This window comes from Planococcus sp. YIM B11945, from assembly GCF_050864155.1.
Classification (GTDB): domain Bacteria; phylum Bacillota; class Bacilli; order Bacillales_A; family Planococcaceae; genus Planococcus.
The window spans coordinates 310,826-334,998 of sequence record NZ_JBOZWR010000007.1 but is presented as its reverse complement, the minus strand read 5'-3'; the positions used below and the strand labels follow the sequence as shown (position 1 = coordinate 334,998).

The following is a 24,173-nucleotide window of genomic DNA, read 5'->3' as shown; positions in this document are numbered from 1 at the left end:
AAAGGAGGCAAACCAATATGTTGAAACACGAAATTTTATCTCAGTTAACTTCTGCAAAAGTAGTAGCGGTCATACGCGGCAGCAGCGCAGAAGAAGCGATCGAGTTATCAAAAGCGGCAGTCAAAGGCGGCATTCCCGCGATTGAATTGACGTATACTACACCGAATGTCCAAAAAGTGTTCGAAGCACTGGCAGAAGAAGAAGTGCTGCTTGGCGCTGGATCTGTCTTGGATCCGGAAACGGCACGGCATGCTATTTTGGCTGGCGCGAAATTCATCGTCAGCCCCCACTTCAACGAAGCGATTGCTCCGATGTGCAACCGATACGGCATTCCTTACTTGCCAGGCTGCATGACCATCCGGGAAATGGTCAAAGCGCTGGAAAATGGAAGCGATATCATCAAATTGTTCCCAGCTAATAATTTTGAGCCATCGTTCATCAAATCTGTGAATGGTCCGCTTCCACACGTGCGCATCATGCCTACCGGCGGCATCAATTTAAACAATATCGAAGAGTGGATCAGTGCAGGAGCAGTTGCTGCCGGAATTGGAAGTGACTTGAACAAAGCCTACAAAAATGGCGGATTTGAAGCAGCTGTAGAATTGAGTCAGCAGTATATGGAGAAAAGCCGACAAAAGGAGCAAAAGCTATGAATATGACATTCCGTTGGTATGGCAGAGGAAACGATACAGTTTCGCTGGAGCACATTAAACAAATTCCTGGCGTTAAAGGCATCGTTTGGGCGCTTCATCACAAACCGGCTGGAGAAGTTTGGGCGAAAGAGGAAATCAAAGACGAAGTGGAGTATATCCAATCGCAAGGTTTTCACGTCGATGTCGTTGAAAGCGTCAATGTCCATGAAGCAATCAAATTAGGCAATTCAGACCGAGTTCAATATATCGAAAATTACAAAGAAACTATCCGCAATCTTTCGGAATTTGGCGTTAAAGTGATTTGCTATAACTTCATGCCAATTTTCGACTGGACGCGCACTGAAATGTTTCACCCGCTTGAAGACGGTTCGACAGCTTTGTTCTTCGAAAAAGCGAAAGTGGATAGCATCGATCCGAAAGAACTGGTGCGGGAAGTCAGCGAAGCTTCCAATTTGACGTTGCCAGGATGGGAACCGGAAAAGCTGGATCGAATCACCGAGTTGTTTGACGCATATAAAGAAATCGACGAAGCAAAACTGTGGGAAAACTTGGCGTTTTTCCTGAACGAAATCATTCCGGTTGCAGAAGAAGCAGGCATTAAAATGGCCATCCACCCGGATGATCCGCCGTTTTCCATCTTCGGTTTGCCGCGCATTATTACCGGCGAAAAGAGCTATGAAAAGCTGGTTGAAATATCCGATTCACCGTCGAATGCCTTTACGATGTGCACAGGTTCAATGGGTGCAAGCCTAGCGAATGACATGGTGGCAATCGCGAAAAAATACGCGAGCCGTTCACCATTTGCGCATATCCGCAATGTCAAAATTTATGAGAACGGTGATTTCACGGAAACGTCCCATTACACGCAAGACGGTTCGATTGATATCAAAGGCGTTGTAAAAGAATTGCAGGCTCAAAATTACGACGGCTATGTACGGCCAGACCACGGCCGCCATATTTGGGGCGAAGTTTGCCGCCCAGGTTATGGTTTATACGACCGGGCCCTTGGCATTATGTATTTGCTTGGATTATGGGATGCATACGAAACGAAAAGAACGGAAGGTGCCCAATGATTCCAATCCACGAAAATTTAAAAGGACGTGTAGCAGTCATTACAGGCGGAAGCGGCGTATTGTGTTCTGCGATGGCATATGAACTTGCACGCCAAGGCGTCAACGTAGCCATTTTGAACCGCACGGCTGAAAATGGCCAGAGCGTGGCCGATGAAATCACCGCTGCAGGAGGAACCGCCCTTGCTCTTCAAGCAGACGTTTTGAACCGTGTTGACTTAGAAAAAGCAAAACAAGCCATCCTAAACGAATACGGCAAAATCGATATTTTAATTAACGGAGCGGGCGGCAATCATTCGGATGCAATTACCGGCCCCGAACTTTACGATGAACAGGCAGAAGGGAAATCCTTTTTTGATCTTGAAGAAAGCGGCTTTTCGAATGTCTTTTCATTAAACTTTACCGGCACGTTTTTAACATGCCAAGTATTCGGAAAAGAATTGCTGAAAAGCGAAGCGCCCGCCATCGTCAACTTGTCATCGATGAGTTCTTACGCACCATTAACGAAAATTCCGGCTTACAGTGCAGCAAAAGCATCAATCAATAATTTCACGATGTGGCTGGCCGTTCATTTTGCGGAAAAAGGCTTGCGAGTCAATGCAATTGCACCGGGTTTTTTCAAAACAACGCAAAATAAAGATTTATTGGTCGACCAAGAAGGCAATTTGACGGAGCGTTCACAAAAAATCCTGGCGGCGACACCGATGAAAAAATTCGGCCAGCCGGAAGATTTATTAGGCGCTTTGTTGTTCTTGGTAGATGAATCATATTCGTCATTTGTCACGGGCACCACCCTTGCAGTAGATGGAGGCTTTATGGCCTATTCAGGTGTTTGACGATGAAAAATATCACAATCGCCGAAGTGGCAGAACATGCAAAAGTTTCGAAAAGCACAGTTTCCCAGTTTTTGAACAAACGTTACGAATACATGGGCGAAGCAACACGAAAAAGAATTGAAGCGGCCATTCAAGAACTGGATTACCATCCCAATATTGTGGCGAGAAGTTTAAAGCAAAAGTCGACGCATACGGTAGGGGTCATCGTTGCCAATATCCTTCATTCTTTTTCAACACAAATTTTGCGCACGATTGAAAACGACTTTAACAAACACGGTTTTCATATCATCATTTGCAATGCGGATGACGAGCCGGAAAAAGAACGCAACTATATTGAAATGCTGCTGGCAAAGCAAGTGGATGGTTTGATTATTTTTCCAACTGGCGGCAACCTCGATTTATATGAACAAATGAAAAAGAAAAGTTTTCCAGTGGTTTTTATGGACAGGAAAATCGACGGATTAGGAATTGATACGGTCATGCTCGACAATCAGCAAGCAGCCAGGCTGGCCGTTAATAAATTCATTGAAAGCGATTACACAAAAATTTCCATTATTACTACTTCCATCATCCGCAACACGAGCCCGCGTGTGGAACGCATCGCAGGCTATAAAGAAGCATTGAAAGAAAACAATTTGCCAGTGCTGCCGGAATACATCAAAACAGCTGATGCGGAACATCTTCAACAAGTGCTGCAGGAACTGTTTGCACTCGAAGCGCCGCCGGAAGCAATTTTAGCTGGGAACGATATTGTGTTGATTGAAGTGCTGAAATACATGAAAGAGCACAACCTGACAATTCCAAACGACGTAGCAGTAATCGGCATCGATGAAGTTTCTTTTGCCAGTTTTTATACACCGCCGATTACTGTGGTAGCACAACCGACCATCGATATGGCGCATCAAGCTACAGAATTATTGCTGCAACAAATCAACTCAGAAACTAAAACAACCAGAACTGCCATACATCGCTTACAGCCTAGTTTAATAAAGAGAAATTCTTGTTAAATAGCTTTGGGAATGGATTTTTGGTTAAAGAATAGGTGGGAATAGGAAATGGATTGGATTATTGATTCGCTGCCGATCATCTCGGTCGCGCTAGGTGTAGCCTTGCTGTTGTTCTTGAATATGAAAGTGAAATTGAACAGTTTTCTGGCCTTATTAATTTCTGCAATTTTTGTTGGGATTTTAAACGGTTTAAGATTGCCTGATGTAATTGAATCAATCAAAACCGGTTTCGGCGGCACACTTGGAAGTTTAGCGCTTATTATCGGCCTTGGGGCTGTTCTCGGTAAATTGATGGTCGATTCTGGAGCCGCTCAGCGTGTAGCTTCGACTTTATTGAAGAAATTCGGTGTGAAAAATATTGAATGGGCAATTCTGATTGTCGGCGGCATCTTCGGGATTTCCGTGTTCTACGAAGTGGCGTTCATCATTTTAGCGCCGCTTGTCATTAGCATTGCAATTGAAGCAAGAGTTTCGTATATGCGACTTGGGATCACAATGGTTGCCGCTGCTACAATGGCGCACAGTTTGTTCCCGCCTCAGCCAGGACCTACTGCGCTTGTAGCAGCATACGGTGCAGACATGGGAATGGTTTACATACTAGGAGTGGTGGTATTTATACCGGCAGTCATTGCTGCAGGTGTAATCTTGCCGAGATTGCTGCGCAATCTGGATAAACCGGTTCCACCTCTTTTGAAAAAGCCGAAAGAATTTGCAGACAATGAAATGCCAGGTTTTGCAATCAGTATTTTGGTTCCATTATTGCCAGCTATTATCATCACTGCAGCTACCATCATCAACTACTTTATCAAAGAAGGTTCGTTGACCCACGACATCGTCAACTTCTTCGGCAGTGCGGAAATCAGCTTGCTGCTTGCTGTGTTGGTCGCTATTTATGTGTTCGGCATTCGCCGCGGACGCAAAATGCTTGAAGTCATGGATTCGTTCTCAGGTGCCATCCAAAGCATCGCCATGATCATCCTGATTGTAGGGGCCGGTGGGGCATTTAAACAAATCATCCTGGATTCAGGTGTCGGCGATTACATCGCGTCGATGATGCAAAACACGAGCATTTCACCGTTGATCATGGCATGGCTCATTACAGCCATCCTGCGTATTGCAACCGGTACAGGCGTAGTATCTGCGATAACTGCAGCCGGGATTGTGGGACCGCTGATCCACACGTTTGATGTTAGTCCAGTGTTGATGGTTCTTGCAACAGCAGCGGGAAGCAACACGATCACGCACGTGAACGATGCCTCGTTTTGGCTGTTCAAAGAATACTTTAACTTATCGATCAAAGAAACATTCAGAACATGGGGCTTGCTGCTGTTGACGACTTCTCTCGTTGGCCTTGGCGTCGTATTGATTCTTGATCTATTCATGTAAACCTGAAAAGAGCTTCCGCATTTTGTGGAAGCTCTTTTTTCTATATAGATAAATCGAACAGTTGAACTTTCAGGTCGGATTATCCTAGTTTCAAACGAGTTGGCGATAGGGTACAGAAAGAGGTGCATAACATTTCAATTTCTAGCCATGGCAGTTTACTTAATAGAGGAGAGATTTGCGATATGATGAATACCGACTTTTCACGCATTTATTTTGATGGACAATGGCAAAACGGATCCAGCGAGAACCAAATGAAAAACACCAATCCGTTCACGGGCGAAGAACTTGTGACGATTCAAGCGGCCAACAAAGACGATTTGGACAAAGCCTATAAAGCCGCTGCGAAAGCGCAAGGCGCATGGAAAGAAGAATTGCCGCAAAACAAACGCGCGGTTCTTGAAAAAGTGGTGGAAGTGATGCAGGAAAACAAAGATACCATCACCGAATGGCTCGTCAAAGAAGCGGGCAGCACCGTCATCAAAGCAGAGACGGAATTTGGCGCAGCACTGAACGTTGTAAAAGAAGTGTCGACGTTTCCGTTTAAAATGGAAGGCAAAATTTTGCCATCCCAAACACCCGGAAAAGAAAACCGCATTTACCGCAATCCGATTGGCGTCATCGGCGTCATCAGCCCTTGGAACTTCCCGTTCCACTTGGCGATGCGTTCGATTGCACCGGCGATTGCTTCAGGCAATGGCGTGGTCATCAAACCCGCAACGGATACACCTGTTACCGGTGGATTGATCTTCGCCAGCATTTTTGAAGCAGCGGGGCTGCCAAAAGGATTGCTCAACGTTATTGTCGGACGCGGTTCAGAAATTGGCGACGACATTGTCAAACACCCGATTCCTCGTTTGATTTCGTTTACGGGATCGACGCCAGTCGGCAAGCACATCGGCGAACTGGCCGGCGGCAGCTTGAAGAAAACGGCACTTGAACTTGGCGGCAATAATGCGTTTGTCGTATTGGACGATGCAAATATCGACCGGGCTGTGGATTCTGCGCTATTCGGCAAGTTTTATCACCAAGGGCAGATTTGCATGGCGATCAACCGGATTTTCGTCCACCGCGACCGCTACGACGAATTTGTGGAACTTTTTATTAAACGCGCAGAGAAATTGAAATATGGCAATCCTGCGGAACCTGACACGCATGTCGGCCCGCTGATCAATAGCGGCCAAGTCGACCGCTTGATGGACGACATCGAAGCAAGCATCGCTCAAGGCGCAGAAATCCGTTTGGGCGGCAAGCGCGACGGCAATGTGCTGCAGCCGACGGTGCTCGTTAACGGCACCAACGATATGCCGATTGCAACCAATGAAATCTTTGGGCCGGTTGCGGTAGTGATTCCGTTTGACAGCGAAGAAGAAGCGATTGAACAAGTCAACGCCTTCCCATTCGGCTTGAGCGGCGCTGTGCATACCGGCAATATTGAGCGAGGCACGAATTTTGCCCATCAAATCTTCACCGGCATGATCCACGTCAACGATCAATCGGTGAACGATGAAGCGCACGTGCCGTTTGGCGGCGAAAAAGAATCGGGCCTTGGCCGTTTCAACGGGGACTGGGTTTTGGAGGAATTCACGACAATGAAATGGATTTCCATCCAACACACGCCGCGCGACTATGGTCCTTTTATAGAGCGATTGAAATAAAATAAGATAAGAAGCTTCGCATTTACTTTTTAGTGAATGCGGAGCTTTTCTTTTTTGCATGCTGAAACTTCTTTCAGAAAATTTCGTATGAATTGGTAGAATGCTGAAAAGGGGGATGGGGTATGGAAAAGAAACGAACAAAAAAGAACCGTGGATGGATTTGGGACTTATTCGAGGTCCTCTTGGAAATGGGCGGCTATATCGTTGATATCTTGCTCTTTATTCCACGGATCATATTAAGAATTGGCAAAGACATTAACTAGTATACAAATCAGGAGGCACGGAATGAAAAAAACCATTTTTGGCATACCCGAAGACCAAACGCTGCGGCAGTTCCAAAATTGCTTGGATACGGGCAACGTCATCGGCGGCGTTCTTTGCGCGGACGGCCATTACGGCTACAGCCAGCCGGTAGGAGGAGTGGTCGCCTACGATAAACAAATTTCGCCGTCCGGTGTCGGCTACGACATCGCCTGCGGCAATAAAGCAGTGCAAACCAACTTAAAATATGCGGACATCAAACGCGATTTGCCGCGCATTATGGATGAAATCAACCGCACGATTTCGTTCGGCATCGGCCGCAAAAACAAAGAGCGGGTCGACCATGAACTGTTTGACGATCCGGACTGGAACGTCTTTAAGCAGATTGGCCAGCAAGAACATGACAAATTAAAAAAACTCGCGATTGAACAGTTGGGAACGGTCGGTTCCGGCAATCATTATGTTGATCTGTTAGTAGATGAGCAAACAGGAGACGTCTGGGTGGCCAACCATTTTGGCAGCCGCGGCTTCGGCCATAAAACGGCAAGCGGATTTTTGAATTTGGCGAACGGCCGAGGATTTTCGGACAAAGCCCCGGGCGAAAGCATGGAGCAGGCTCCAACACTTTTGGATTTGGACAGCGAAGTCGGCGATATGTATTTTAAAGCAATGACTCTTGCAGGACGCTACGCATATGCGGGACGAGACTATGTTGCCGATCAAGTGCTTTCGTTAATCGGTGCCGAACCGGTTTTCTCTGTCCACAATCACCACAATTTTGCTTGGAAAGAAAACCATTTTGGCCAAGAGACGATCGTTGTCCGAAAAGGCGCAACCCCGTCCAAAGCCGGCCAGCTTGGTTTTATTGGCGGCAGCATGGGCGACATTTCGGTCATCGTCCGCGGCAAAGAAAGCGAAGCGACGACGAATGCCTTCAGCAGCACGGTTCACGGAGCGGGGCGCATCATGAGCCGCACACAGGCAGCGGGCAAGATGAACTGGAAAACCCGCCAGCGTTCAGGCGGTCAAATCACCGAAAAGCAAATGTACCGAGCCGTCAAATCGTTCGGTGTGGAATTGCGCGGAGCGGGAACCGATGAAAGCCCGTTCGTCTACCGCAAACTCCAAACCGTGCTTGATGCCCATAAAGAGACGATTGACATCCTGCACGTCTTGAAGCCGGTCGGCGTCTGCATGGCTGGTGCAAATGAATTGGATCCGTATAAAGATTAAAAACTTGGCCAAAGTGAAAGAAAAGAGGAGAGGGCTTTGAACATAATGGTTCTTTTTGTTTTGCTGTTTTCTTTTTTCGTTTCTACGTTGGCTTCAGTTTGGCTATTTAAGGTGAAGAAGCAGAAAGGGAAAGCAAGGCTCATTGCATTTGCTGTAAATTTCTTAATTTTATCCATAGCCACCGTCCTGCTTTACAAACTGGACGTTCAAACCTTTCACAAACAGACAGAAGGAGTATTTACGAGTTTGGGCATTCTCGTCTTGCCGTTTTTTGTGCCGGTCATCACATTATGTAATTTCTATATCCTCGAATTCGTAAAATACAGAAGGTCGAAATTAGCTAAAGGCTAATTTCTTGTTCTCGAACTGGCAGGTAACGAATAGCGAAATTCAATGAGCAGGGATGCCTCGTTTCCCTGCTCATTTTGTGGTGCATAAGGCAAACTGAAACTTCAAGGTTATAAGCCGCTTTCTAAAATATTCTCATTTCTTTTGCAACCGCATACATTTTTTCGTAAAAACGCTAAATTGGTATAGACAACTATACCGATTTTATTTATAGTGAACTTAATCTTACATAAAAGGGGTGGAATATTTTGTTTAACTTTTTGCAACGAATAGGGAAATCATTGATGTTTCCGATTGCGACATTGCCAGCTGCAGCGCTTCTTGTGCGTTTCGGGCAGCCGGACCTTCTCGATTGGCCGTTTTTGTCGGCAGCGGGAGGCGGGATTTTAGATAACCTCGCCATCATTTTCGCCATCGGCATCGCTTTCGGGCTTGCCCATGACAGCAACGGGGGAGCCGCACTAGCCGGTGCCATTGCTTACTTGGTCTTGACCAACTCCATCGTTGTCATCAACGACACCATCAATATGGGTGTGTTTGCCGGGATTTTGTCCGGGATCGTCGGAGGTCTTTTATACAATAAATTCTATAACGTGAAATTCCCCGACTGGCTGGCATTTTTCGGGGGCCGGCGGTTTGTGCCGATTATCACCGCCGCGACAATGACCGTATTAGCCGGAATTTTAGGCTATGTTTGGCCGTATATCCAGCAAGTGATTGACGGAGCGGGCGACTGGGTTTTAAATGCAGGAATGCTTGGAGTCGGAGCATATGGTTTCTTGAACCGTTTGCTGTTGCCGACAGGCTTGCACCACGTCATCAACACCATCGTTTGGTTTGATTTTGGATCGTATACAAATGCCGCAGGCGATGTGGTCCGGGGCGAGATTAACCGTTTCTTAAACGGTGATCCAACAGCCGGTCCATTTTTGTCCGGGTTTTTCCCGATTATGATGTTCGGCCTTCCGGCAGCGTGTTTGGCTATGTACATGGCTGCTAAAAAAGAGCGCAAAGCCGTAGTTGGCGGGATGTTCATCAGTATTGCCTTCACATCATTCTTAACAGGAATTACGGAACCAATCGAATTCTCGTTTATGTTCTTGTCTCCAGTATTATATGTAACCCATGCGCTCTTGACAGGAGTCGCCATGATGATAGCCTTTGCGCTCGATATCCGCCACGGTTTCGGCTTCTCTGCCGGCGCGATCGATTTCGTGCTGAACTACGGGCTTGCTGAAAACCCGCTGCTTTTATTGGTCATTGGGCTTGGCATGGGCGTCGTGTATTTCTTCATCTTCTACTTCTTGATCATCAAATTGGATTTGAAAACACCAGGGCGTGAAGACGAAGATGATATGGAAAATGGCAACACCGAGTTTGGCGGCGACGAGACCGACATCAAAGCGTACCACACGATTGACGCGCTTGGCGGCACGGACAACATTGTTGCCATCGATTATTGCACAACACGCCTTCGCATGACCGTCAAAGATGCAGACCGGGTCAACGAAAAAGAATTAAAACGCTATGGCGCACGCGGATTGATGAAAATCAACAAAACCAATGTGCAAGTAGTTATCGGAACAACGGTTGAATTTTTGGCAGATGCCATGACAAAACGGATGGCAAGCGGCAATCCAGCACCCGCTGCAGCGCCTGGCCAGTCCGTTGATTTTGAGGCAGGAGCGGGTACAGAAGAACAAACAGCAAAACAGATTTTGGCAAAAGATTTTGCCATGCCGGTTGACGGGAAAATCATTCCGTTGAACGAAGTGCCGGATGAAGTGTTCGCGCAAGGCATGATGGGCCAAGGCTTCGGCATTGTTCCTTCCGGAAATGTGGTTTGTTCGCCAGTTGACGGCAAAATCGTCAGCATCTTCCCGACCAAACACGCAATCGGCCTTGAAACGGATACAGGCGTTGAAGTGTTGATCCACATCGGACTCGATACGGTCAACTTGAAAGGCGAAGGTTTTGAACTGCTTGTCGAAGACGGCCAATTGGTCCAGCGCGGCGATGCGTTAGTGAACATTGATTTGGCTTATATCGAAGCCAATGCACCATCTACGGTTACACCGGTCATTTTTACAAACTTGAGCGGACAAAAGCTGGATGTCTTGAAACAAGGCGACCAAAAACAAGGGCAAACGTCCATCATTCAAATCCAATAATAAAGAGAAACTTCATACAATGGGGCTTAATCCCCCATTGTATGTTAGTTGATCCAATCGGGTTTTTACGGTCAGTTGATCTCCTGCTTGAAAAAGCAGGAGTCTACTGACAGTTAAAACAGGACAAAACAAACCAGGAAATCCATTAGGGCTTCCTGGTTTTCACAAAGGAGAGGCAGTTGTGAATAAAACCATCTTACTTACATCCATTACCATTGCCGATGCAAAAAAAGGCAGCATGGTTGGCGATCTCTTCATCGAAAATGGAAAAATCACAGAAGCGGCTCCGTCTCTTCAAAAACAGGCGGACATCCACATCGATGCTGCGAATAAAAACTGGATTGCAATGCCTGGATTCATCGACGTCCACATTCACGGGGCTGCAGGATTTGATGTCATGGATGCTACTCCGGAAGCGTTAAACGGCATGGCAAGTGCCTTGCCGCGCGAAGGAACGACCAGTTTTTTGGCGACGACGATGACACAGTCCGAACAAGCTATCAGCCGAGCGCTGGACAACGCGAGCCAGTTTGCGTCAAGCGTTGGCCAAGCCGAGATGCTTGGCGTCCATTTGGAAGGGCCATTTATATCGACCAAGCGGCCAGGTGCGCAGCCCGTTGAACACATTGCCGTTCCATCGGTTTCGCTTTTTGAAAAATGGCAGCGGCAAAGCGGCAACCGCATTCGTCTAGTGACGGCGGCACCGGAAGTGGAGAACGGCTTCGCATTTATTAAAAATGTTTCAAAAAGCGGCGTCATCGCTTCAATCGGCCATTCCGATGCCACGTTTGAAGAAGTACAAGAAGCACTTGAGGCAGGCGCGAGCCACGTGACGCACCTATACAACCAAATGAGTCCGCTGCATCACCGCAATCCCGGAGTGGTCGGAGCGGCTTTATTGGAGAAAAAGTTAATGGCGGAAGTGATTGCCGATTTTATTCACAGCCATCCGAAATCGGTTGAACTGGCGTTTCGCCAAAAAGGGGCAGAAGGCATGCTGCTGATCACGGATGCCATGCGGGCGAAAGGGCTTGAACCCGGCGTTTATGATTTGGGCGGCCAAGACGTGCACGTGACGGAGAAAGATGCAAGGCTTCCGGACGGCACGCTTGCCGGCAGCATTCTGACGATGGAGACAGCGGTAAAAAATGTAGCAGAGGTCACCGGCTGCTCGGTATCTGAGTTGGTCGCCATGACTTCTGCCAATGCAGCGGCGGAATTTGGCTTTGCGAATAAAGGCAGCCTAGAAATTGGCAAAGACGCGGATATTGCGATCCTTGACGAACACTTTAACGTTCAACTGACGATCTGCAGAGGCGCCATTGCCTACTCGAAGGAGGAATTAGCATGAAAGTGCAGGTATTTGATAATTTTGAAGCATTGAGCAAACAAGCGGCCATTTTGGTCGAACGCCAAGTCCAAGCAAAGAACGATTCGGTGCTGGGGCTTGCAACGGGGTCGACGCCGGTCGGGCTTTACCGAAAAATGGCGGAAGGGGTCAAATCGAGAGGAATGTCGTACAAACACGTGCAGACGATTAATCTCGATGAATATTTGGGCTTGGATCCTGAGCACCCAAGAAGCTACCATGCATTTATGGCGGAGCATTTGTTCAACCACATCGATCTTCCAGATGCCAATCAACACTTGCCAAACGGCAAGCCGGATTCAGTGGAAGAAGAATGCCGGCGCTATGAAGGGCTGATCGATTCCATTGGCCCAATGGACTTGCAAATTCTCGGCCTTGGCACGAACGGCCATATCGGTTTTAATGAACCAGGAACAAAAGCCGGCACGGTGACGCATTGCGTCGAGTTGGCGGACTCAACTCGGCAGGACAACGCACGCTTTTTCGGAAACGTGGAAGACGTGCCGACGCATGCCATTACAATGGGCATCCGCTCGATTTTAAAAAGCAGACAAATTCTTTTATTGGCTTCCGGTAAAAACAAAGCGGATGCGGTCAAACGGTTGCTGGATAAATCCGTCAGCGAAGATTTTCCAGCATCGTTTTTATGGAACCATCCTAATGTCTTATTGATGGTGGACCAAGAAGCCTACAGCCTTGCCAAAACAGAAGGGCAGTGAACCACTTGTTAGACAAACAATCTCCGATTCCGATTTACGTCCAAATCGAAGAATTTTTAAAGCGCCAAATGGAAGAAGGGGCTTTTCCGCTCGGTACAGCCATTCCTTCTGAACGGGAACTGGCTGAAACGTTTGGCGTCAGCCGCATGACGGTGCGCCAATCAATTACCAACCTTGTGAATGAAGGCCAGCTTTACCGGGAAAAAGGGCGCGGCACGTTTGTGGCGGCGCCGAAAGTCGAGCAGCCTCTCAGCGGAATGACGAGCTTTACAGAAGATATGCAAGCGCGCGGCATGTCTCCGAGCAGCCAATTGCTGAAGTTTGAAAAACGGATGCCAGACAATGGCGTGGCGGAAGAATTGAAGTTGTCGCCAGAAGAGGAAGTCGTTTATGTAGAGCGGATCCGTTATGCAGACGGCATCCCGATGGCCATCGAGCGGACGTATGTGCCTGCGAAGCTTGTACCGGACCTCAGCGAAGAAGCATTGGCCGGTTCTCTTTATGCGTACATCGAAGCGGCAACCGGCCAAAAAATCGGCCATGCAATCCAGCGTATGGAAGCGTCGCTAGCCAAAAAAGATGACGCTGTGCTGCTTCATGTGCAGACGCCTTTTGCCGTATTGATCATCGAACGCGTGAGCCGGTTAGGGAATAACGTCCCGTTTGAAGTGGTTCACAGCATTTACCGGGCTGACCGCTACAAATTCACGAGTGAAATTCGCCGGTAAACGCAAATATGAGTAAGAAAATAGACGGACAGAAGCGGACAATGCTATGCTAAAGAGAGTGGCCGCAATACGCAACGAGCCGGAAAAAAGGAGAGAATTGAACATGATCGAAAAAACTTACAAAATCACTAGCCCTGAAGGCCTTCACGCACGTCCAGCATCAGCATTGGTTTCTGCAGTGTCACCTTTTTCTGCTGAAGTGAAACTCGGGTATAAAGATAAGCAAGTCAACATGAAATCCATCATGGGCGTTATGTCGTTAGGAATCGCACAAGGCGGAGAAATCCAAATCAGTGCAGACGGTTCAGACGAAGAAGCTTTGATGGCTAAAGTTGAAGATTTGTTGGTTTCCCAAAGCATTGCCCAAGCATAAGAAAATTTAGAAAAGCCAACTCCTTTTTAGTGAAGGGGTTGGCTTTTTACTATAGACAAAATCCCGTATAAATGGATAGGAATGGGTAAACCCAACCAGCCCGGCCACTCCGCTTTCCGTGGGCACGGCCTTAGCCGCTTCACTCGCGCTGCTCGCTCCAGGGTCTGCGGCTCGTGTCGCTCTGTTGCTTTGCTCCTTCACTGCTCCCACAGGAGTCTCCGTGGCCGGCCCGGTTGAGGCGTTGCTTTCTACTTTCTATACTGAGGTTCCGGAGCGCGAGCCCGCGGCAAGTGTCCGGTTGAAGCGCGGGATCCGGGATTTCACTTCTATGCATCTATAAAGAATTTATAATTTTGCTGAAAATTCTTTTGTCTGCAAATTCAATCCCTCTTCTTCTAATAAAGAAGAGGGATTTTTCTTTTGACTAAAAGTCCAATTTTGCACAAACGGCTAGGGAGCATTTGGTCTCTACAAGGCAATACAGCGCGAGTATAATAAAAGTAACAAAGAGTTCTAAATTATCTGATTCCAGTTTCTTGCACATTTATTGAATAGAAAGGAGGGGTAACCGATGGCACTGGACCAAAGAAGCCATGCCTTACTATCTTATCTGTCTCAAACGACAGGCTACGTTTCTTTAAATGAAATAACGGAGAAATTCAATATTTCGCGGAGAACCATTTACTATGATATTGAAAAAATCAATGATTGGCTGAAAGATCAAAAGCTGCCTGCAGTCCAGCATGTGCGTTCTGTTGGATTTCATCTTGAAAAAGAAGCAGCAAAGCAGATTCCGGAAAAGCTAGGGATGTTGAAAACTTGGCATTACGAGTATTCCGCAAAAGAACGCCGCGCCTGGCTGGCAATTTATTTATTGATTGGCAGCAAGGCGATGTATTTGGACGACTTGATGGAAAAGCTGAGGGTGAGCCGAAACACGACCATCAATGACTTAAAGAACATGAAAACGGAATTAAAGCGTTTCGAACTCGAGTTGGAGACGGATCGGAAATCCGGATATGTACTAACCGGAAAAGAAGACGATAAACGAAAAGCCGTTGTGTTTTATTTGCAGCATGTTTTGCCAAAGCAAGGCTGGCAACAGCTTTTAGCTCAAATCTCTTCTGTTTTTGCAAACGGCAACGAAGCTCTCGACTTTTTCGGTTTTGAAAAGATGGGCGCAGTGGAAGAATTGATTGCGGAAACGGAACAGGAATTGAATGTTCAGTTCACGGATGAGTTTCTCCATAGTTTTTCGTTCCGGTTGTTGTTGTTTGGCAGAAGGCTGGCCCAAGGAAAAAACGTCAGTGTCGATGATGTCGAGAAAACGGTATTGAGTGAAACCAGCGAATACGAAGCGGCGAAAAAAATAAGCAAAAAGCTTTCCTCGCTTTTGGAAGTCGATTTTCCAGAGGACGAAGTTTTCTACATCACGAAACATTTGTTAAGTTCGAGAGTGCAGTTTTCAGATACGGCACTTGAAAGCACCCCTGGCCAAGACGCCAAAATTCTTTCCGGCATTGTCAGCAGCATGGTAACGGATTTTCAAAAATACGCCTGTATTTTATTTGAAAATCGCGAAGAAGTAGAAAAAAATTTATTGCTTCATGTAAAACCCGCTTATTACCGGCTTCTTTACGGGCTGGAAGCGGAAAACGATATGGCCGATTCAATCAAAGAGAAATACCCGGATATTTTTCAACTGACGAAAAAAGTAGCCCGCCATTTGGAAGCGGCTGCTGGAAAACCGGTAGATGATATGGAGATCGCTTTGATTGCTGCCCATTTTGGCGGCTGGATGGAAAGAATTGGTGCGCGTCCGGCAGATAGAAAAAATGCTCTTCTTGTTTGCACATCAGGAGTCGGAACTTCACGGCTGCTTCAACATCAATTGGAAGGCTTGTTTTCAACGGTGGATATCATCGGGAGCGTATCGCTACGGGATTATGAAAAAAATCAAAGCGATGCCGATTTTATTATCTCGACGATTCCTTTGGAAGAGAAAGACCGGCCGGTGTTTGTCGTCAGCCCGATTTTGACGGAAGCGGAAAAAGAAAGCTTGCTCAAGAAAGTGAATTCGCTCATGGCCATTGCGCCACAGCAACAGCGGAATTCCGTGGACGCCGTCATGGATATCATCCGCACTCATGCAAATATCCAGGATGTGGAGAGTTTGGAGCGGGAATTGAAACAGTATTTTTACCAGCCTCAACTTAGTGCAAAAGAGGCGAAAAAGCCGGATTTGCAGGACTTGTTGCAACCCGAACGCATTCAACTTGCAGAAAGCGTCAAGGATTGGCGCCATGCCATTGGGCTGGCAGCGCAGCCGCTTTTGGAAGGCGGGGAGATCACTGGCCAGTATGTCGAAGCGATGGTTGCGGTAGTGGAGAAAATGGGGCCATACATTGTCATCTCGCCTCAAATCGCCATTCCCCATGCAAGGCCGCAAGACGGGGTCCATAAACTCGGAATGAGCTTGCTGCAGCTAAAAGAAAGCGTGGCATTTTCAGAAAAAGAGGCGCATCAGGTCAAGCTGATTATTGTGCTGGCTGCGATTGACGGCGAAATGCATTTGAAAGCTTTGGGGCAGTTGATAAAACTATTAGGCAAAGAAGAAACAAAGTGCATGCTGATGAAAGCCGATTCGCCAGAGGATATTTATGAAGTGATCAAAGCGAATTCACAGTAAAAACTACACGATGAACAGAGAGGAATAACCCTATGAAATTTTTAGAGGAAAACTTGGTGGCATTGGATGTTGCCGCAGCTACTCCAGAAGAAGCGATTCGAGCCGCAGGCGGTTTGCTCGTCTCGGAGCAGCTCGCAGAACCGCGTTATGTGGAAGCGATGATTGAATCGTATCAAAAAAACGGGCCGTACTTTGTGCTGGCTCCGCAAATTGCACTGCCCCACGCAAGGCCGGAAGATGGGGTGAAAGAAGCATCAGCGTCGTTTGTCAGATTGCAAAATCCGGTTGTTTTTGGCAGTGCAGCGAACGATCCAGTCGAATTGGTCTTTGCGTTAGGCGCTTCTTCGAGCGATGAACATTTAAGCATGATGAAGCAATTGGTGATGCTGCTGAACAATCCAGCGCATGTAGAAAAATTAAAAAAAGCAACAAGCTATGAAGAAATACAACAACTAATTGGGAGGAATAAATGATGAAAATTTTATGTGTATGTGGATTAGGGCAAGGGACGAGTTTGATTTTGCGGATGAACGTGGAACAAGCATTAAACGAAAAAGGAATTATGGCAGATGTGGAGCATATCGATCTTTCTTCTGCCTCAAGCATGAGTGCGGATTATATTTTTACAAGCAACGAGCTGGCAGAAAGTTTGGGAGACCATGCCGGGAAAGTCATCATTGTGAACAATTACTTTGATATGGATGAAATCAATGCAGCAATCGAAGCCAATTTGCCGGTTTAATAACTAAACCGTTGCACACAGACAGGAACAATCAAAGGGGAGAAAACAATGGATATTATATTTTGGTTAGCGGATAACGTTTTTGGAACGCCTGCTATATTATTGGGGATCATTGTATTAATCGGCTTGCTGCTGCAAAAGAAAACAGTCAGCCAACGCATCAGCGGAACCTTTAAAGCGATTATCGGATTTTTGATCATCAGTGCCGGGGCGTCGATTATTGTTGGCGCATTGACGGTTTTTGAGCCGCTATGGAAAGAAGTGTTCAACCTTTCCGGGGAAACGCTTGGCGAGTATATGGGGCAGGAGCTTTTTAATTCCGAGTATGGAAGCGCTGTCACCTTGTCGATGACATTAGGATTTTTGATTAACGTCTTATTGGCGCGATTTACAAAGTTGAAATACATTTATTTGACCGGCCACATGATGTTTTGGACAACGACCATTTTTGCTGGAATCGCCGTCCACACTGCTCCTGATGTTTCGTTCTGGCGCCTCGTTATTTTCTTGTCAGTCATCATGGGCATTTATTGGACTGTCCAGCCTGCCATCACGCAGCCGTTTATGCGCAGAATCATGGGCAATGACAATATTGCATTAGGGCATACGTCAGCGTCTGTTGCGCTTTTATCTGCCTGGGGAGGCAAATTATGGGGCAATAAAGAAAATGATTCCGAGAAAATCAAACTGCCAAAAGGATTGGAGTTTCTGCGGGATTCCAATGTCATCACGGCATTGACGATGGGCTTGTTGTTCTTGTGCGGTGCCATCATCATTTCGTTCAAAGACACACCGGGCGCCCAGGAATTGCTTGCGAGTTCTGGAAATCAAAACTTCATTGTTTACGCGATTATCCAGTCCTTCACGTTTACTGCCGGTATTGCGGTAGTTCTTACCGGAGTGCGCATGTTTATCGGGGAAATTGTTCCTGCGTTTAAAGGGATTGCGACACGCATCGTTCCAGGCGCAAGACCGGCTTTGGATAACCCGATCGTCTTTCCTTTCGCACCGAATGCTGTTATTTTAGGATTTTTAGGCGCTTTTGTTGGAGCGTTGATTTGGCTGGTCATTTTAGGGAACACAGTAGGCTACGTGTTTGTGCCGACGATGATCGTGTTGTTCTTCCACTCGGCATCTGCCGGAGTTTTCGGGAATTTAACCGGAGGAGTGCGCGGCGCGATAATGGGCGGCTTTATCACTGCAACTGTTGTTGCGTGGGGCCAATACATCACCGTAAAACTGCTGCTTGCCGGAACGATTCCGGATACGGCAATGTGGGCAGCGGATTCAGACATGTTCATTCTTGGACCAATCATCCGCCTGCTGGCACAGCTATTATTGTAATAAAGAGGCAGCTTTTTGCCTCTTTTGCTTTTTTATTGGTTCTGCTTAATAGTGAGATATCGATATTCCGCAAAGCAACTCCGCTAAAACCGTGTGCTCCTGCATCGCTGCGCTGCTTCGTCGCAAAAGCATTGTCCGAACTTCCTTCGGCCAATACTTTTCCTGCGGGCTTGCGCCGAACTAACTCGGGCTTATGCCCGAGTGGATTTCGGCACTGTCGCTCTGTCGCTTTGCTCCGTCACTGCTCCCGCGGGAGTCTCCGTTGCTTTGCTCCATATCAATCATGTATACAGAGAACATGATTTAATTTTCTAGTAGAAGGAGGAATTGGAATGAGTTTCATACGTACGCTGCGAGGAGATATTAAACCTGAGGAATTGGGTTTTACTTATTCGCATGAACATATTGTGTGCCGCCCGGCTTATTGGGTGGAACGGGAAGCCGATGATTTGTTGTTGGATGATAAAGAAAAATCAAAGTTGGACGTGGCCGATTTTAAACACCACGGCGGCCGGTCGATTGTTGATGCCACAGCAATCGATTATGGACGCGATGTTCAAGCGGTGAAGGAAATCTCCGAAGAATTGGATATCCACATCGTCGGGACAGCCGGTTTTAACAAAAGCTTTTTATGGGATGCAAACATTAAAGAAGAACTGAAGCCGATTCTCGGAGATTTTAAAACATACACGGAATGGATCGATGCCAAAAGCATCAACGAGTTGACCGATTTTGTGGTGCGGGAAGTGGAAGAAGGCTTGGAAGGAACGCCTTATCGCGCAGGGCAAGTGAAATTCGGGACAGGCTACAACCGGATTACGCCGCTAGAAGAAAAAACTTTGCGGGCAGTTGCGCGAGCGCATCTGGAAACAAAAGCACCGCTGCATTCGCATACCGAAGCGGGGACGATGGGGCTTGAGCAAATCGAATTGCTGCAGTCCGAAGGCGTTGATTTATCTTATATGAGTTTTGGCCATATGGACCGGAATCCGGATCCTTACTACCATGAGCAAGTGGCAAGAACCGGAGCGTATTTAAGTTTCGATGGCATTGCCAAAATCAAATATGCACCGGAAAGCACCCGCATCCACTGCATTTTGGAACTTGTTAAAAAAGGCTATGAAAATCAAATCCTGGTCAGCGGAGACACCGCCCGGAAAACCTACTACAAACATTACGATTACGGGCTCGGCCTTGAATACATCATCGCCAAATGGGTTCCGCGGTTTATTGACGATGCCAACCGGCAAGGGTTTAACGGAGAGCACTTGATCCGGAAATTCTTTGTCGAAAATCCCGCCCGTTGCTTCTCGTTCAATCGATAGGAGGTAGATCGCTTTGATTTTTCAAAACGAAAATTCATTTGATGTAAAAGAAAAAATAGAAAAAAGCCAAGTGGCCATCTTGCCGATCGGCGCTGTTGAAGCACATGGGCCGCATTTGCCGCTCGGCACGGACAATTTCCTTGCCGAGCGACTGGCGGAAAAAGTCGCCGAACGGACAGGCGCATTCGTGCTGCCAACGCTGCCGTATGGACAAGTGTGGAGTTTGAAAAACTTTCCCGGCAGCATCAACATCAGCAACGAATCGTTGATCGGTTTATTGGTCGACATGGGCATCAGCCTGCACCAGCAAGGCTTCGGAGTATTCGCGATGATCAACGGCCATTTAGGCAACGCTGTGGCGTTAAAAGAAGCGGCGCGGAAATTGTACGAAGAAGTTCCCGAGTTGAAAGTGCTGTACTTGTTTTACCCAGGCGTCAAAAAAGTGACCGACGAAGTGCGGGAGACTCCGTCTGCACACGCCAGTTATTTCCATGCCTGCGAAGTCGAGACTTCGTATATGCTGTATTTAGCGGAAGAAAAAGTAGACATGTCGCGGGCGATTACCGACATTCCGGATATTCCGATGAGTGCCGATGTGACGCCGACGCCTTGGGAAGACTTCACCCGTTCCGCTGTGCTCGGAGATGCCAAACTTGCAACAAAAGAAAAAGGCGAAAAGATCATTACAGTTGCCATCGATAACATGGTGGCATTGATAAACGAAGCGAAACCAGCAGTAAACAACTAGTCATAGGCAACCAATCAAACCCCAGGAGCTGATAACATGCTAAGCGAGTATTTCCAACAAGCAAAAGAACGAATTGAACGCGTTGAAAAAAGCGAAAGCGGCCACATGCTGGAAGCTGCGAAAAAAGTGGCGGACGCAATTGGCAGCGGCGGCATCATTCAGCTGTTCGGCTGTGGACATTCGCATATTTTAACGGAAGAAGTGTTTTACCGGGCTGGCGGGCTCGTACCGATGAAGCCGATTTTCGTCGAACCGCTGATGCTCCATGAAGGGGCGTTGACGTCTTCGCAGCTTGAACGGAAAAACCAGTACGCCGAAGGCTTTTTGAAAGACCAGGATTTCCGCGAAGGCGATGTGGTGTTTGTATTGTCGACGTCCGGCCGCAACCCGGTGCCGGTTGACGTAGCTCAATATGCGCGGGAAAAAGGCGCGTTTGTTATTGGGCTGACGTCTTTGGAATATTCAAAGAGCCAGCCGTCGCGCCATACGAGCGGCAAGCATTTATTCAACTCAGTTGATCTTGTCATCGATAACCATTCAGTAAGCGGCGACGCCATTTTGTCGTACGACAAAGTGAAAGTGCCCTTTGGGCCGACGTCGACTGTGGTCGGAGCGGTGATCTTGAACGCTATCTTCGCCGAAGCAATCAAGCTGTTGGCGGACAACGGAATAGAACCGCCGATTTTCCTCAGCGGCAACATTGACGGCGCCGATGACCACAACAACGGACTTGTTGAAAAATACCAGGAACGCATTCCTTTATTGTCATAAGATTTAAAGCCTGCAGCCGGAAATTTGCCGGATGCAGGCTTTTTGGTTTCCACTCGAAACCATTATAGTGATAGAATTTCAACAAAACGTGTTTTAACGGAAAAGGCGGGAAGCGGGATGTACGTATTGGGAATTGACGGCGGCGGCACCAAGACGGCCGGCATTGTAGCAGATGAATTCGGCACGATTTACATGCAGGCGGTGACTGGCCGGAGCAATCCCACGACATTGTCGCCTCAAGAATTCGAGCAAGTGATGGTGGGTTTAGTAGAAGAGCTGAAAACGCAGAACGAAGCAGTATTCAATCAAATATCTGTCTGCTTTGCAGGAATGGCCGGCGTTGACGAAAGCAAGCGCACGGCAGAAGTGATGCAGTTATTAAAAACGCATTTGCCGGATGAAATCGAAGTGATTGTCCAAAACGATGCGGTCAATGCCTTGTATTCCGGGACATTGGGAAAACCGGGAATTGCCCAAATTTCCGGAACCGGCTCCATTGCGTTTGGCATCAATGAAAAAGGAGAGACGACGCGCGCCGGCGGCTGGGGATTTTTGTTTGACGAAGGCGGCAGCGGGTTCGCTATTGGAAAAGCGGCGCTTCGGGCGGTGTTTCAAGCGTTTGACAAGCGCGGTCCCGAAACTTCGTTAACGGCTCGGCTGTTGGAACATTTTGGAGTGAAAATTGTGCCAGACATCATCGCACATGTATACGGCCACGAATACGCGCGCGCGGTTATTGCACCGCTTGCCCAGTTGGTTGTAAACGAAGCGCTGGCGGGCGATAAAATCGCCCACCAGATTTTGATGGAGGCATGTGGAGATATGCTGCTGTGCATCGACACATGCCACAAGCAATTGTTTGCGCCGGACCATTCGACCGCTATCGTGCTGGCAGGCGGTGTGTTTTCCGATTGGGCTTTGTTCGACGATTTGTTCAAGCGGTTGGCCCGCGGCACACTTCCCAATGCTGTATTCCAACCGACGCGAATTCCGCCGGTCGGAGGAGCGGTTATTGCGGGGTTGAAGTCGCACGGCATCACGATCAGGGAGCAGTTTACGGAACGGTTAAACGAGCAGGTCATGGACGCGGTAAACGCGTAGGTTCAAGTAGTTTTCTGTTTGCGCACGAACCAAACGGTTAAAAAGACAAGCAATAGCGAAGCGAGAAGGCCGTATTGAAACTCGGAAGAGACACTTTTAGCAAGGCCGTATACCGCCGCAATTTCAAGAAAGACGGCTGGGATTTTGCCGATGGTGCTGGCAATGGCAAATTTCCAAGCGGAGATCGTGGTCAGCGAAGCGCCCGCAGTGACAAGCCCCGATGGCACAAACGGAATCAGCCGGAACAAAATGACCGACCAAAAGATGCGGTTTGGCGGCTGGTTTTGCAGCGCGACCCAAAACCGGTGCTTGAGCCAAGCGGGATTCGCTTTTGAAAACCCTAACCGGTAAAGACGAAAGCCGATGATGGCCCCAATGATTTCACCGGCGAGCGATAAAAACGTTCCAGCCGATAGGCCGAACCAATCGATATTAAGCGCCGTCACAAAAAAGCTCGGGATGAACCCGAACGCACCAATCGCAATATTCAAAAGCAGCAACAAGAAAAAAGTAACCATCATATAGAGCCCTCACTTAAAAAATTGCTCAAAAGCGGATGTTTTGCCGCTTTTGAGCAATTTGCCGTTTACATCATACTGCGGCAAGCTTCCGCACATGTAAAGCAGGCATTGGCACAAATTTGGCAATGTTCGTGGTCGTGCTTTTTGCACTCTTGCCCACACGCATCGCAAATGAATGCGCAAACCGTCGCCAGTTCCGAAACAAACGGCGATTTCCGCGCAACTGCTTGTGCCAAAAATGCGCAAGTATCGGCGCATTCCCGGTCGAGCCGGATGCACTGTGCCATCATGTTCACATCGTCTTCCTGCAAACACGCGTTATAACAATTGTTGCAGGCCACCATACAGTTTTGCAAGCTTTGAATAAATTCTTGCTGCTGTTCAGGAATCATTTTTCAGCCTCCATTCTCAATTTTAGTACACATAGCTTAACTTCCCGCTCTTTTTTATTCTAAACAGCAGTTTTTTATTAAGAGAACTGCGGAGCACCGCTGAAGACCACTAAAATGCATACAGGAGAAAAGGCGGATATGCTACGATATTTAGGAAGGAGCGAGGAGGAAATAGTATGTTCATACATAAAATTGATGAAGATTTATCGCTGCGCTTGGTTGAAATGCGTGACGCCAAACGGATTTTTGAATTGACCGATCAGTCGCGCGACTATTTGAAACAGTGGCTGCCATGGCTCGATTTCACATTGAAGGCCGAAGACACAGAAGATTTTATTAAAATGGGCAGAACGAATTTTGTCGAAAGCAAAAGCATGAACACAGTCATTTTGTATAAAGGCGAAATTGCGGGACTCGCGGGCTTTAACGAAATCAACAATGCAAACAAAACCGCGAAAATCGGCTATTGGCTCGGAGAGCAGTATCAGGGGAACGGAATCATGACGCGTGTCGCGAGAGCGTTGACGGAATACGCCATCAATACTTTAAACATGAACAAAGTCGAAATCCGGGTAGCGGTGGAAAACCAAAAAAGCCGTGCGATTCCGGAACGGCTTGGATTCAAAGAAGAAGGCACGATCCGGCAAGCCGAGTGGCTGTATGACCATTACGTCGACCACGTCGTGTACGGCGTGTTGGCCGAAGAGTGGAATAAAGGCAAAGAGTAAAAG

General features: G+C 47.5%; 25 protein-coding genes. 22 read left to right on the top strand and 3 right to left on the bottom strand.

What is annotated here, in order from left to right:
• Window positions 1-17 precede the first annotated feature (17 nt).
• The 8 genes from ACRRQV_RS15110 to ACRRQV_RS15075 all read left to right on the top strand — a co-directional run bounded on the left by ACRRQV_RS15110 (window position 18) and on the right by ACRRQV_RS15075 (window position 8,101).
• Entirely contained in the window at window positions 18-653 is a 636-nt protein-coding gene (locus tag ACRRQV_RS15110) for a bifunctional 2-keto-4-hydroxyglutarate aldolase/2-keto-3-deoxy-6-phosphogluconate aldolase (RefSeq protein WP_432532339.1), read from the top strand.
• Window positions 650-1,726, top strand: a complete 1,077-nt coding sequence (gene uxuA, locus ACRRQV_RS15105; RefSeq protein ID WP_432532337.1) for a mannonate dehydratase — start codon at window positions 650-652, stop codon at window positions 1,724-1,726. The genes ACRRQV_RS15110 and uxuA overlap by 4 nt, the downstream gene beginning before the upstream one ends.
• Window positions 1,723-2,559 carry an SDR family oxidoreductase gene (locus ACRRQV_RS15100; protein ID WP_432532335.1) on the top strand — a complete coding sequence of 279 codons (837 nt, stop codon included), beginning with the start codon at window positions 1,723-1,725 and terminating at the stop codon, window positions 2,557-2,559. The genes uxuA and ACRRQV_RS15100 overlap by 4 nt, the downstream gene beginning before the upstream one ends.
• Window positions 2,560-2,561: 2 nt before the next feature.
• On the top strand, window positions 2,562-3,566 hold the full coding sequence (locus ACRRQV_RS15095) for a LacI family DNA-binding transcriptional regulator (RefSeq protein WP_432532333.1): 1,005 nt from the start codon (window positions 2,562-2,564) through the stop codon (window positions 3,564-3,566).
• A 48-nt stretch (window positions 3,567-3,614) separates the two neighbouring features.
• Entirely contained in the window at window positions 3,615-4,952 is a 1,338-nt protein-coding gene (locus ACRRQV_RS15090) for a gluconate:H+ symporter (RefSeq protein ID WP_432532331.1), read from the top strand.
• Window positions 4,953-5,137: 185 nt separating this feature from the next.
• Window positions 5,138-6,607 carry an aldehyde dehydrogenase family protein gene (locus tag ACRRQV_RS15085; protein WP_432532427.1) on the top strand — a complete coding sequence of 490 codons (1,470 nt, stop codon included), beginning with the start codon at window positions 5,138-5,140 and terminating at the stop codon, window positions 6,605-6,607.
• Between the two features lie 122 nt (window positions 6,608-6,729).
• Window positions 6,730-6,870 (top strand): hypothetical protein, encoded by a 141-nt coding sequence (locus tag ACRRQV_RS15080; protein WP_432532329.1) that lies wholly within the window; start codon window positions 6,730-6,732, stop codon window positions 6,868-6,870.
• 22 nt (window positions 6,871-6,892) lie between these two features.
• Window positions 6,893-8,101 carry an RtcB family protein gene (locus ACRRQV_RS15075; protein ID WP_432532327.1) on the top strand — a complete coding sequence of 403 codons (1,209 nt, stop codon included), beginning with the start codon at window positions 6,893-6,895 and terminating at the stop codon, window positions 8,099-8,101.
• On the opposite strand, the gene ACRRQV_RS15070 is transcribed toward ACRRQV_RS15075, so the two are convergent.
• A complete protein-coding gene (locus ACRRQV_RS15070; RefSeq protein ID WP_432532325.1) occupies window positions 8,098-8,277 on the bottom strand; it encodes a hypothetical protein in 180 nt (59 codons plus the stop codon). The two genes, ACRRQV_RS15075 and ACRRQV_RS15070, sit on opposite strands and share 4 nt — an antisense overlap.
• Window positions 8,278-8,697: 420 nt before the next feature.
• Between ACRRQV_RS15070 and nagE the strand changes: the two genes are divergently transcribed.
• From nagE to ACRRQV_RS15005, 13 genes are all read left to right on the top strand, one after another.
• Window positions 8,698-10,620, top strand: a complete 1,923-nt coding sequence (gene nagE, locus ACRRQV_RS15065) for an N-acetylglucosamine-specific PTS transporter subunit IIBC (protein ID WP_432532323.1) — start codon at window positions 8,698-8,700, stop codon at window positions 10,618-10,620.
• Window positions 10,621-10,801: 181 nt separating this feature from the next.
• Window positions 10,802-11,971: an N-acetylglucosamine-6-phosphate deacetylase gene (nagA, locus tag ACRRQV_RS15060; protein ID WP_432532321.1), complete on the top strand. Its 1,170-nt coding sequence runs from the start codon at window positions 10,802-10,804 to the stop codon at window positions 11,969-11,971.
• A complete protein-coding gene (gene nagB / locus ACRRQV_RS15055; protein WP_432532319.1) occupies window positions 11,968-12,708 on the top strand; it encodes a glucosamine-6-phosphate deaminase in 741 nt (246 codons plus the stop codon). The genes nagA and nagB overlap by 4 nt, the downstream gene beginning before the upstream one ends.
• A gap of 5 nt (window positions 12,709-12,713) precedes the next feature.
• A complete protein-coding gene (locus ACRRQV_RS15050; protein ID WP_432532425.1) occupies window positions 12,714-13,436 on the top strand; it encodes a GntR family transcriptional regulator in 723 nt (240 codons plus the stop codon).
• 103 nt (window positions 13,437-13,539) lie between these two features.
• Entirely contained in the window at window positions 13,540-13,809 is a 270-nt protein-coding gene (locus ACRRQV_RS15045; RefSeq protein ID WP_432532317.1) for an HPr family phosphocarrier protein, read from the top strand.
• A 571-nt stretch (window positions 13,810-14,380) separates the two neighbouring features.
• Window positions 14,381-16,498: a BglG family transcription antiterminator gene (locus ACRRQV_RS15040; RefSeq protein ID WP_432532315.1), complete on the top strand. Its 2,118-nt coding sequence runs from the start codon at window positions 14,381-14,383 to the stop codon at window positions 16,496-16,498.
• Between the two features lie 32 nt (window positions 16,499-16,530).
• Window positions 16,531-16,971, top strand: a complete 441-nt coding sequence (locus tag ACRRQV_RS15035; protein WP_432532313.1) for a PTS sugar transporter subunit IIA — start codon at window positions 16,531-16,533, stop codon at window positions 16,969-16,971.
• Entirely contained in the window at window positions 16,971-17,240 is a 270-nt protein-coding gene (locus tag ACRRQV_RS15030; protein ID WP_432532311.1) for a PTS sugar transporter subunit IIB, read from the top strand. Before ACRRQV_RS15035 ends, ACRRQV_RS15030 begins: the two co-directional genes overlap by 1 nt.
• A gap of 48 nt (window positions 17,241-17,288) precedes the next feature.
• A complete protein-coding gene (locus tag ACRRQV_RS15025) occupies window positions 17,289-18,584 on the top strand; it encodes a PTS ascorbate transporter subunit IIC (RefSeq protein WP_432532309.1) in 1,296 nt (431 codons plus the stop codon).
• Window positions 18,585-18,916: 332 nt separating this feature from the next.
• Entirely contained in the window at window positions 18,917-19,909 is a 993-nt protein-coding gene (locus ACRRQV_RS15020; RefSeq protein WP_432532307.1) for a phosphotriesterase family protein, read from the top strand.
• Window positions 19,910-19,922: 13 nt separating this feature from the next.
• Window positions 19,923-20,657 (top strand): creatininase family protein, encoded by a 735-nt coding sequence (locus ACRRQV_RS15015; RefSeq protein ID WP_432532305.1) that lies wholly within the window; start codon window positions 19,923-19,925, stop codon window positions 20,655-20,657.
• Window positions 20,658-20,693: 36 nt separating this feature from the next.
• Entirely contained in the window at window positions 20,694-21,428 is a 735-nt protein-coding gene (locus tag ACRRQV_RS15010; protein ID WP_432532303.1) for an SIS domain-containing protein, read from the top strand.
• 117 nt (window positions 21,429-21,545) lie between these two features.
• Window positions 21,546-22,529 (top strand): N-acetylglucosamine kinase, encoded by a 984-nt coding sequence (locus tag ACRRQV_RS15005; RefSeq protein WP_432532301.1) that lies wholly within the window; start codon window positions 21,546-21,548, stop codon window positions 22,527-22,529.
• A 2-nt stretch (window positions 22,530-22,531) separates the two neighbouring features.
• Here the strand turns inward: ACRRQV_RS15005 and ACRRQV_RS15000 are convergent, their stop codons facing one another.
• Both ACRRQV_RS15000 and ACRRQV_RS14995 read right to left on the bottom strand, forming a co-directional pair.
• Window positions 22,532-23,050 (bottom strand): TVP38/TMEM64 family protein, encoded by a 519-nt coding sequence (locus tag ACRRQV_RS15000; RefSeq protein WP_432532300.1) that lies wholly within the window; start codon window positions 23,048-23,050, stop codon window positions 22,532-22,534.
• Window positions 23,051-23,115: 65 nt separating this feature from the next.
• The gene (locus tag ACRRQV_RS14995) at window positions 23,116-23,442 is read right to left on the bottom strand and encodes a four-helix bundle copper-binding protein (RefSeq protein WP_432532298.1); all 327 of its coding nucleotides are present in this window, start codon (window positions 23,440-23,442) and stop codon (window positions 23,116-23,118) included.
• A gap of 176 nt (window positions 23,443-23,618) precedes the next feature.
• Here ACRRQV_RS14995 and ACRRQV_RS14990 point away from each other — a divergent pair, with 176 nt between their 5' ends.
• Entirely contained in the window at window positions 23,619-24,170 is a 552-nt protein-coding gene (locus ACRRQV_RS14990; protein WP_432532296.1) for a GNAT family N-acetyltransferase, read from the top strand.
• The last annotated feature ends 3 nt before the right edge of the window (window positions 24,171-24,173 follow it).

Coding starts and splice junctions, on each gene's coding strand:
- ACRRQV_RS15110 (WP_432532339.1), top strand. CDS start 18: ATGTTGAAACACGAAATTTTATCTCAGTTAACTTCTGCAAAAGTAGTA.
- uxuA (WP_432532337.1), top strand. CDS start 650: ATGAATATGACATTCCGTTGGTATGGCAGAGGAAACGATACAGTTTCG.
- ACRRQV_RS15100 (WP_432532335.1), top strand. CDS start 1,723: ATGATTCCAATCCACGAAAATTTAAAAGGACGTGTAGCAGTCATTACA.
- ACRRQV_RS15095 (WP_432532333.1), top strand. CDS start 2,562: ATGAAAAATATCACAATCGCCGAAGTGGCAGAACATGCAAAAGTTTCG.
- ACRRQV_RS15090 (WP_432532331.1), top strand. CDS start 3,615: ATGGATTGGATTATTGATTCGCTGCCGATCATCTCGGTCGCGCTAGGT.
- ACRRQV_RS15085 (WP_432532427.1), top strand. CDS start 5,138: ATGAATACCGACTTTTCACGCATTTATTTTGATGGACAATGGCAAAAC.
- ACRRQV_RS15080 (WP_432532329.1), top strand. CDS start 6,730: ATGGAAAAGAAACGAACAAAAAAGAACCGTGGATGGATTTGGGACTTA.
- ACRRQV_RS15075 (WP_432532327.1), top strand. CDS start 6,893: ATGAAAAAAACCATTTTTGGCATACCCGAAGACCAAACGCTGCGGCAG.
- ACRRQV_RS15070 (WP_432532325.1), bottom strand. CDS start 8,277: ATGGATAAAATTAAGAAATTTACAGCAAATGCAATGAGCCTTGCTTTC.
- nagB (WP_432532319.1), top strand. CDS start 11,968: ATGAAAGTGCAGGTATTTGATAATTTTGAAGCATTGAGCAAACAAGCG.
- ACRRQV_RS15045 (WP_432532317.1), top strand. CDS start 13,540: ATGATCGAAAAAACTTACAAAATCACTAGCCCTGAAGGCCTTCACGCA.
- ACRRQV_RS15040 (WP_432532315.1), top strand. CDS start 14,381: ATGGCACTGGACCAAAGAAGCCATGCCTTACTATCTTATCTGTCTCAA.
- ACRRQV_RS15035 (WP_432532313.1), top strand. CDS start 16,531: ATGAAATTTTTAGAGGAAAACTTGGTGGCATTGGATGTTGCCGCAGCT.
- ACRRQV_RS15030 (WP_432532311.1), top strand. CDS start 16,971: ATGAAAATTTTATGTGTATGTGGATTAGGGCAAGGGACGAGTTTGATT.
- ACRRQV_RS15025 (WP_432532309.1), top strand. CDS start 17,289: ATGGATATTATATTTTGGTTAGCGGATAACGTTTTTGGAACGCCTGCT.
- ACRRQV_RS15020 (WP_432532307.1), top strand. CDS start 18,917: ATGAGTTTCATACGTACGCTGCGAGGAGATATTAAACCTGAGGAATTG.
- ACRRQV_RS15010 (WP_432532303.1), top strand. CDS start 20,694: ATGCTAAGCGAGTATTTCCAACAAGCAAAAGAACGAATTGAACGCGTT.
- ACRRQV_RS15005 (WP_432532301.1), top strand. CDS start 21,546: ATGTACGTATTGGGAATTGACGGCGGCGGCACCAAGACGGCCGGCATT.
- ACRRQV_RS15000 (WP_432532300.1), bottom strand. CDS start 23,050: ATGATGGTTACTTTTTTCTTGTTGCTGCTTTTGAATATTGCGATTGGT.
- ACRRQV_RS14995 (WP_432532298.1), bottom strand. CDS start 23,442: ATGATTCCTGAACAGCAGCAAGAATTTATTCAAAGCTTGCAAAACTGT.
- ACRRQV_RS14990 (WP_432532296.1), top strand. CDS start 23,619: ATGTTCATACATAAAATTGATGAAGATTTATCGCTGCGCTTGGTTGAA.